Source organism: Herbaspirillum sp. UBA812, from assembly GCF_002296545.1.
GTDB lineage: Bacteria > Pseudomonadota > Gammaproteobacteria > Burkholderiales > Burkholderiaceae_D > Herbaspirillum > Herbaspirillum huttiense.
This window is the reverse complement of the sequence record NZ_DBIC01000303.1, coordinates 1-2,722: the sequence shown is the minus strand read 5'-3', so window position 1 is coordinate 2,722 and position 2,722 is coordinate 1. Positions and strand designations below refer to the sequence as shown.

Below are 2,722 nucleotides of genomic sequence, written 5' to 3'. Positions count from 1 at the left end.
GTCAAGGATGCGCTGGAAAATCCGGCGCGCGACCTCAGCCGCATCGTGCTGCCGCCCGCCAGCTTCCTGCATGAAAAGGAAAAGGTCGAGCAGCGCTGGCCCGCCGCCATCGAATTCATCCGCGCCCGCCAGCTCAACGAGTTCTTCGCCGAAGACGCGGCCGATGTCGGCATCGCCCTGCAGGGCGGTACCTACAACACGCTGATCCGTGCGCTGGAACAACTGCGCCTGGCCGATGTATTCGGCGAGTCGAAGATTCCTCTGTACGTGATGAACGTCGCCTATCCGCTGGTGGATGCCGAGTTTGACCGCTTCTGCCAGGGCAAGCGTGCCATCCTGGTGCTGGAAGAAGGCCAGCCCAACTTCGTCGAGCAGAACGTGGCCAACATCCTGCGCCAGCTCGGCCTGCCCACGCAGCTGCACGGCAAGGACCTGTTGCCGATGGCCGGTGAATACAACACCGCCACCGTACTGGCCGGGGTGCGCAAGTTCCTGGAGCGCTACCAGGTCATCGAGGCACAACCCGCTCCCGCACCGGCAGCCAGCACGCCGCGCGTGATCCCCATCGCCAACGGCAATGCCCCGGCCAGGAGCGCCGAGGTCACCATCAAGGAAGCCAAACTGCCCACGCTGGACCAGTCGGTGCATGCACGGCCGCCGGGTTTCTGCACCGGCTGTCCGGAGCGGCCCATCTTCACCGCCATGAAGCTGGTGGAACGTGAGCTGGGCGAGCACCACATCAGCGCCGACATCGGCTGCCACCTGTTCTCCATCCTGCCGCCCTTCAACCTGGGCAACACCACCATGGGCTATGGCCTGGGCGGGGCCGGGGCGGCGGCGCTCAATGCGCCGGCCGGCAAGCGCGCCATCTCGGTGATGGGGGATGGCGGCTTCTGGCACAACGGTTTGACCAGCGGCGTGGCCAATGCGGTCTTCAACCAGAGCGACAACCTCACCATCATCATCGACAACAACTACACCTCGGCCACCGGCGGCCAGGACATCCCGTCCTCGCGCGCCGTCAACGCCACCCGCAGCACCGGTCATGAGATCGAGACGGCGGTCAAGGGCGTAGGTGTGAAATGGGTGCGCACCATCAAGCGCACCTATGACTTGAAGCGCATGACCAGCACCCTGCGCGAAGCCCTGACCACCACCGAGAAAGGTCCCAAGGTCCTGGTGGCGCAGAGCGAATGCATGCTCAACCTGCAGCGCCGCGAAAAGCCCAAGGTGCGCAAGGCCGTCGCTGCCGGCCAGCGCGTGGTGCGCGAGCGCTTCGGCGTCGATCCCGAGACCTGCACCGGGGACCACTCCTGCATCCGCCTGTCGGGCTGCCCGTCGCTCTCCATCAAGAGCAACCCCGATCCGCTGCGGCGTGATCCGGTCGCCACCGTGGTGGACAGCTGCGTGGGCTGCGGCCTGTGCGGCGAGGTCTCGCATGCGGCGGTGCTGTGCCCCTCGTTCTTCCGCGCCGAGATCATCACCAACCCCAGCCGCATGGACAAGCTGCGCCAGCGCGTGCGCACCGTGGTGATCGGCTGGCTGCAGGCACGCGACGCCAGGCGCCGTGCGCGTTACGCCTTCTGAGCCGGGACGCGCCATGACTGCAATGAACAAGAACCTGACCTTGAAGATGGAGCTGCACCATGTCCCCTAAACCGATCAAGATCGCCATCCTCGCCATGGGCGGCGAGGGCGGTGGCGTGCTGGCCGACTGGATCGTCGATCTGGGCGAATCCAACGGCTATTTTGCCCAGACCACCTCCGTGCCCGGCGTGGCCCAGCGCACCGGGGCCACCATCTACTACGTGGAGCTGTTCCCCGGCGCCGGCCAGCCTGGCGCACGCACGCCGGTGCTGGCATTGATGCCCATGCCGGGCGACGTGGACGTGGTGCTCGCCTCCGAGCTGATGGAAGCGGGCCGCGCCGTGCAACGCGGCCTGGTCACGCCGGACCGTACCACCTTGCTCAGTTCCACCCATCGCGTGTATTCCATCGGTGAACGCACCGCCATGGGTGATGGCCGGGTCGACAGCGACGCGTTGATCGAACATGCCCGCAAGGCCGCCAAGCGTTTCGTCAGCTTCGACATGGCCGAGTCCGCCGAGCGGGTGGGCAGCGTCATCAGCGCCGTGCTCTTCGGCAGCCTGTGCGGCACCGGTGTACTGCCGTTCAGCCGGGCCCAGTTCGAAGCCACCATCGAGCGTGGCGGGGTCGGCGTCAAGCCCAGCCTGAAAGCCTTTGCCGTCGGCCACGACCAGGCGCGGCAGGCCGAGGCGGCTGCACCTGGCGCATCGGCCGAGGCAGCGCAGTTCAAGCCGGTGCAACTGGCCGCCATCGCCGACCAGCAGGTCGTGCGCCTGGTGCAGCAGGCCCAGGCCTATCCCGATCCGGTGGCCGCCATCGCGCTGGAAGGCGTGCGCCGCCTGATCGACTATCAGGACCCCGACTACGCCGCGCTCTACCTGCAGCGGCTCGCTGCCCTGGCCACGGCCCCCGGCGGCCAGGACACGGAACTGCTGGCCGAATCGGCGCGCTACCTGGCCCTGTGGATGTCGTATGAAGACACCATCCGCGTGGCCGATATCAAGACCCGCAGCAGCCGCTTCAACCGGGTGCGCAGCGACGTGCGCGCCAAGGAGGAGCAGCTGGTGGACATCAATGAATTCATGCACCCGCGCCTGGAAGAAATCTGCGAGACCCTGCCGGCCGGTCTTGGCCG

2 protein-coding genes are annotated in these 2,722 nt (G+C 67.0%); both read left to right on the top strand.

Going from position 1 to position 2,722, the window contains the following annotated elements; all coding sequences use genetic code 11:
* A partial coding sequence (locus B3873_RS21010; protein WP_286868810.1) for an indolepyruvate ferredoxin oxidoreductase subunit alpha occupies nucleotides 1-1,587 on the top strand: 1,587 nt, incomplete at its 5' end.
* A 59-nt stretch (nucleotides 1,588-1,646) separates the two neighbouring features.
* A partial coding sequence (locus B3873_RS21005) for an indolepyruvate oxidoreductase subunit beta family protein (protein WP_286868808.1) occupies nucleotides 1,647-2,722 on the top strand: 1,076 nt, incomplete at its 3' end.